6 protein-coding genes are annotated in these 5,340 nt (G+C 69.0%); 3 read left to right on the plus strand and 3 right to left on the minus strand.

The annotated features are described in order from the left end of the window. The first annotated feature begins 179 nt into the window (after positions 1 to 179). Positions 180 to 1,079, plus strand: a complete 900-nt coding sequence (locus D7X12_RS38815; RefSeq protein ID WP_120630197.1) for a LysR family transcriptional regulator — start codon at positions 180 to 182, stop codon at positions 1,077 to 1,079. A gap of 29 nt (positions 1,080 to 1,108) precedes the next feature. Then, positions 1,109 to 1,969, plus strand: a complete 861-nt coding sequence (locus D7X12_RS38820) for a hypothetical protein (protein WP_147443937.1) — start codon at positions 1,109 to 1,111, stop codon at positions 1,967 to 1,969. 2 nt (positions 1,970 to 1,971) lie between these two features. Here the strand turns inward: D7X12_RS38820 and D7X12_RS38825 are convergent, their stop codons facing one another. Next, a complete protein-coding gene (locus D7X12_RS38825; RefSeq protein WP_120630199.1) occupies positions 1,972 to 2,568 on the minus strand; it encodes a biotin transporter BioY in 597 nt (198 codons plus the stop codon). Next, positions 2,558 to 3,481, minus strand: coding sequence for a LysR family transcriptional regulator (locus D7X12_RS38830; RefSeq protein WP_120630200.1), 924 nt, complete (start codon positions 3,479 to 3,481; stop codon positions 2,558 to 2,560). The genes D7X12_RS38825 and D7X12_RS38830 overlap by 11 nt, the downstream gene beginning before the upstream one ends. Before the next feature lie 197 nt (positions 3,482 to 3,678). Here D7X12_RS38830 and D7X12_RS38835 point away from each other — a divergent pair, with 197 nt between their 5' ends. Continuing rightward, positions 3,679 to 4,626, plus strand: a complete 948-nt coding sequence (locus D7X12_RS38835) for an MBL fold metallo-hydrolase (protein WP_244225043.1) — start codon at positions 3,679 to 3,681, stop codon at positions 4,624 to 4,626. Between the two features lie 124 nt (positions 4,627 to 4,750). Here the strand turns inward: D7X12_RS38835 and D7X12_RS38840 are convergent, their stop codons facing one another. Beyond that, a complete protein-coding gene (locus tag D7X12_RS38840) occupies positions 4,751 to 5,266 on the minus strand; it encodes an OmpA family protein (protein WP_120630202.1) in 516 nt (171 codons plus the stop codon). Positions 5,267 to 5,340: the final 74 nt, after the last annotated feature.

Genomic DNA, 5,340 nt, shown 5'->3' on the forward strand with positions numbered 1-5,340 from the left:
GGGGGAGGGGGCGGCGGCGAGCCCCGCCAGGGAGAGGGAGGCGGCAAGCATGACGGACATGTTCATGACTCCTGGGGAAGGGGCCCACGCTCGGGCCCGGCTTCGTCACGCAAAGTATTGTCACCGGGGCAGGGGATAAATGGGTTCTGGGGCACGGCACTCTTGCTATGGAGGCATGAATGGGCCGGCGCTTCGACCACCTGCACGACGTGGAAGCCTTCATCGCTTCAGTGGAGCGCGGCTCGCTGACGGCCGCCGCCACCACGCTGGGGACGACGCCGTCGGTGGTGAGCCGCGCCATCGCCCGGTTGGAGCAGCGCCTGGGCGTGCAGTTGTTGCGGCGGACCACCCGGAGCCTGGGCCTGACCGACGCGGGGCGGCTGTACCTGGAGCAGTCGAGCACGGCCTTCGGGTTGATCGCTGAAGCCGAGCGCGCCATCCAGGGGCAGGGCGGTGAAGTCACCGGCAGCGTGCGGCTCAGCGTGCCCACCACCTACGGGCACTACCGCCTGCCGGCGAAGCTGCGGACCTTCATGCGCCGGCATCCGCGCGTGCAGGTGGACCTGAGCATCGCGAATCGCAACGTGGACCTGGTGGCGGAGGGCTTCGACCTGGCGATCCGTCTGGGAGCACTGCCCGACAGCGGGCTGGTGGCGCGGCGGCTGGAAGACGCGCCCATGTGTCTGGTCGCCTCGCCGGCCTACCTGAAGGAAGCCGGGACGCCACGGTCGCTGGCGGAGCTGGAGCGACACGCCTGTCTGACCTTCATCATGCCCAGCACCGGGCGCGTGTCGCCGTGGATCCTCCGCGAGGACGGGCGCGACATCGACTGGACGCCCCAGGCCGCGCTGCGGGTGTCGGACGACGTGCTGGGGGTGGTGTCGCTCGCGGAGAACGGCATGGGCGTGTGCCAGACCTACGACTTCATCGCCGCCGAACGCCTGCGCCGCCGCACCCTGGTGGAGGTGCTGCCCCGCCTGCGGGGCCGCTCGCGCCCCTTCTCCGTCATCTACGTCCCGCACCGCAGCCTGTCCGCGGCCTCCCGTGCGTTGATCGCCGTGTTGACGGAAACCGACTGAAGTCGGATCCGCCATGCTACAGCCAACTGATGAATCGAGTTTTCGCGGTGCTGTGCCTTCTTGTCGGCGTGAGTGGATGCTCGAGCGACAGCGTGAGCTTCTCCATCGACAACCCCACCGACGCCGCCATCAGCGTCAACATCGACGGCACCCCCCACGAGATCAAACCGCACGCCGCCAAGGACCTCTCGCTGCGCGCGGGGCTGCACACGATGGAGTCCCCCACCACCGGCGCGCTCAAGTTCCTGGTGTACGCGAAGGGGCGCGGCGGGCTGATCAACCCGACCTTCAGTCCCTACGTCACCATCAACGAGGTGTACGCCACCAACAAGACGACGGCCAAGGCCTTCAGGCCGGGCGAAAAGACCATCGAGATTGACGGGGTTGCCTTCAAGGGTCCCTTCGTCCTCAGCGATGAGCTGTTCATCGACAAGGCCTGGACCTACGGCGTGCACGAGGACTTCCCGGAGACGATCCGGGTCGGCATGGATTCGAAGGGCAACATCAACAGCAAGCTCTTCAGCAAGGACGCCTTCATCCGCTACGTCGAATCCGGCGAGGGACAGGTCGGCTCCTTCGCCAGGAACCGGAAGGCCACGCCGCCCCCGCAGCGGCACTTTCCCCCTGTCACGCCCCTGCCGACCTTCAAGGACGCGGAGCTGGAAGCGAAGGCCGCCCCGTTGAAGGACCTCTGCACGCGCTACCAGCAGGCCACCACCGCGGATGCACAGACCGCCCTGCAGAAGTCCTACATGCCCCTGGTCACCGAATTCCTCGGTGTCTTCGCCAGGAGGGCTTCCCAGGTCAGCATCGAGGACCGCGAGACGTACAACGCGCTGATCCTGCGTGTCGGCAACACCCTCGGTCAGTCAGTCCGGGTGATGGAGTAGCTTCAGGGAGCCGGGGCGCGAGCCCGTACCAGCCGCCAGGCGAGGGACGTGAGCAGCCCGGCGACGACGGCCTTGAGCAAGCCTCCGGGAACGAAGGGGAGGAAGCCCTTGTGGAAGGCGGTGGCGGCATCGAGGGAGGCCGCCACCCGGAGCCAGGCCATGCCGATGCCCAGGATGACGAGCTGGCCCCCAAGGAAGACAGGCGCCGCCGTCCACGGCTTCCGGTCCATGCCATGGCGCGCCGCGAGCCCCACGAGCCAGGCCACGGGCAGGAAGGCCACCAGGTAGCCCCCGGTCGGCCCGACAAGCGCCCCCCAGCCGCTGGCCGCCTTCGCGTAGAAGGGCAGTCCCACCGCCCCCAGCAGCAGATAGACGAGCTGCGCGGCCGTGCCCCGTCCAGGGCCGAGCGCCGCGGCCGTGAGGACGACCGCGAGCGTCTGTCCCGTGATGGGCACCGGCGAGCCCGGCACCGCGATGGCGACCTGCGCGAACAAGGCGGTGCAGAGCGCCGCGCCGAGCACGAGCGCACCCTCGTGAGCGCGCGTGCGCACGACGACGTCGGCCAGGACGCGAGGCGGTGGAGGGTTGTTACCTGTCATGACGCCACAGCTCCGGCCGGCTTGAGAACAGCTCCATCACCCATTCGATGAAGACCTTGAGCCCGGCGCCCTGCTGCCGTGCGGGCGGGTACACCAGGAAGATGGGCCGGGATTCAGGGTGCCATCCGTCCAGCACCTGCACCAGCTCACCGGAGGTGAGGTACGGCTCCACCACGAAGCGGGGGGCGAACATGACGCCCAGGCCCGCGAGCCCGGCGGCGAGGTACGCGTTGGTTTCGTTGAGCGTGAGCAGGCTGCGGCCCTGGACCTCGAGCCGTTCGCCGTCGCGGGTGAAGACGATGGGAAGCTCCTTGCCGCTCAGCGACGAGAAGTAGCTGACCACCGCGTGCGCCGCGCCCGCCAGCTCCGTCGGGTGGTGGGGCATGCCGTGACGCTCCAGGTACTTCGGTGACGCGCACACGAGATAGCAGAGGTCGCCCAGGTGCCGTGCCACCAGGGACTCGTCCTTCACATGGCCGCCCCGGATGGCGCAGTCGACGTTGTCCGAGAGCAGGTCCACGACGCGGTCGCTCACGCCCAGCTCGATGTGCATCTGCGGGTAGCGCGCGTAGAACGTCGGCAGCGCGGGGACGATAAGCAGTCGGGAGATGGTCCCACTCGACTCCACCCGCAGGCGCCCCCGGGGGCCGCGTCGGGTCTGCGACAAGGTGGATTCGAGTTCCCGCACCTCGCCCAACAAGCGCAACGCCTGCTGGTAGTAGGTCATGCCCTCCGGCGTCACCGTCACCCGGCGCGTCGTGCGGTGCAGCAGCTTCACCTTCAGCTGCGCTTCCAGTTGTTGGATGAGCCGGGTCACCGCCGTCTTCGGGCGGCCCAGCGCGTCGGCGGCCTTGGTGAAGGTGCCGCTCTCCACCACGCGGACGAAGGCTTCCATCGCCGTGAACCTGTCCATCTTCCACCTCCAGCACGGCATAGCGCGTTCGGTGCCCCATCGCGCCCCCGGATTGTTTCAGGGGTGAAACGGAATGTGTGAGGAGCGCCCGTTTATCCCAGGGGATGCCGGGCGGTATCTCCTCGCCCATGCACAGACCTCTTCCCCGCGGTGTCTTCCTCGCTGTCTCCCGTACCCTCACGCTGGGGGCCCTGGCCGTGGCCCCACTGCTTCCGTCCGCCGTCCACGCGGCCGCGCCCCAGGTGCGAACCCAGGCACCGGGCTTCTACCGGATGATGCTCGGTGACTTCGAGGTCACCGCGCTGTCCGACGGCACCGTTCCCCAGACGGTGGCCGAGGTGGCCACCCGCACGACGCCGGATCGCGTGGAGGAGTTGCTCTCGCGCGACCACCTCCAGGATCCGGTCGAGCTGTCCATCAACGCGTTCCTCATCAACACCGGCACGGCCCTCGTGCTCGTGGACACGGGCGTGGGCGGCTTCTTCGGCCCCGACGTGGGCGGCAAGCTCCAGCAGAGCCTCCGGGCCGCGGGCTACCAGCCCGAGCAGATTGACCTGGTGCTGCTCACGCACATCCATTCCGACCACTCCGGTGGGCTCATGTCCGCCACGCGCCGGGCGTTCCCCAATGCCATCCTCCAGGTGCACGCACGCGAGGCGGCCTTCTGGCTGGGTCGCGACCCCCGGCCGAAGGGAACGGTGGACCCGAAGTACTTCGAAGAGGCAAAGGCGATGGTGGAGCCGTACGGGGTCGCGGGGAAGCTGAAGACGTTCGGAGACGGGGACAGCCTCGTCCCGGGCATCCGGGCCGTGGCGACCCCGGGACATACGCCCGGCCACAGCGTCTACGTCGTCGAGAGCCGGGGGCAGCGGCTGGCCTTGTGGGGTGACCTGATGCACTTCGGCTCGGTGCAGCTGCGCGAGCCGTCGGTGACGGTCGCCTACGATGTCGACGAGCGTGCGGCCGCGGCCCAGCGGGCGCGTGCGTTCACGGAGGCCGCGAAGCGTGGCGACCTGCTCGGCTTCGCGCACATGCCCTTCCCCGGACTGGGTCGGCTGGCCTCGGAGTGGCGGGGCTACCGGTGGATCCCGGTCAACTACAGCTCGGGTCAGCGGTGGCAGCCCGCGAAGGTCAGCGCGGACTGAGTCGCGGTGAGGGGACGGGCGCTGCGGCCAGCACGGGTGACGCCCCCACTGCGCCCGCTCCTCCAGGGATCCGGAGGGGCGGGCGCGCCCTTGTCGTGGGGGAGGGTGTCCGGACGTTGGGCGACTACAGGCGGACCTGCAGCTCGTAACGGCGGTTCTTCGCCTTCTTGGCCGCCGTGTCATCCGGCTTCACCAGGGGCTTCTCGGAGCCGAAGCCCACGGCGATGATCTCGTTGCGGGGCACGCCGCGCGCCACCAGCTCCTTGACGATGGTCTCCGCGCGCTGCTCGCTGAGCTTCTTGTTCTTCGCGGCGTCACCGGACGAGTCCGTGTGGCCGGAGACCTCGAACTTGTAGCTCTTGGCCCCGGCGCCATCGAGCTGCTTCTTGGCGTCGATGAGGGCCGCGGCCAGCTTCTTCAGCTTCGCGTCGCAGCCGGCGTCCAGCTCGGCGGTGCCCGACTTGAAGCTGCACTGGTTCTTGCGCCCCTCGTCCATCAGCTTCGTGTTGACGCGCTTCTCGACGGCGCCCTTGCTGGCGTCGCCCGCGGTCTTCTTGAGGGAGTCCAGCGAGAGCTGCGCGGAGGCCACGCCAGGGAGGGCCAGCAGCGACACGGAGAGGCACAGTGCCTTGAGCTTCATGGGAAGGACTCCTGGGTTCGAGCAATGAAGGGTGGAACGGCGCGCAAGGCTGCCCACCCGCCCCCGCCACGTCC

Origin of the sequence: Corallococcus sicarius (assembly GCF_003611735.1) — a bacterium.
Taxonomy (GTDB): Bacteria; Myxococcota; Myxococcia; order Myxococcales; family Myxococcaceae; genus Corallococcus; species Corallococcus sicarius.

Excerpts from the sequence above, each read along its gene's own strand:
- D7X12_RS38820 (WP_147443937.1), top strand. The coding sequence starts at position 1,109 with ATGAATCGAGTTTTCGCGGTGCTGTGCCTTCTTGTCGGCGTGAGTGGA.
- D7X12_RS38830 (WP_120630200.1), bottom strand. The coding sequence starts at position 3,481 with ATGGACAGGTTCACGGCGATGGAAGCCTTCGTCCGCGTGGTGGAGAGC.
- D7X12_RS38840 (WP_120630202.1), bottom strand. The coding sequence starts at position 5,266 with ATGAAGCTCAAGGCACTGTGCCTCTCCGTGTCGCTGCTGGCCCTCCCT.
- D7X12_RS38825 (WP_120630199.1), bottom strand. The coding sequence starts at position 2,568 with ATGACAGGTAACAACCCTCCACCGCCTCGCGTCCTGGCCGACGTCGTC.
- D7X12_RS38815 (WP_120630197.1), top strand. The coding sequence starts at position 180 with ATGGGCCGGCGCTTCGACCACCTGCACGACGTGGAAGCCTTCATCGCT.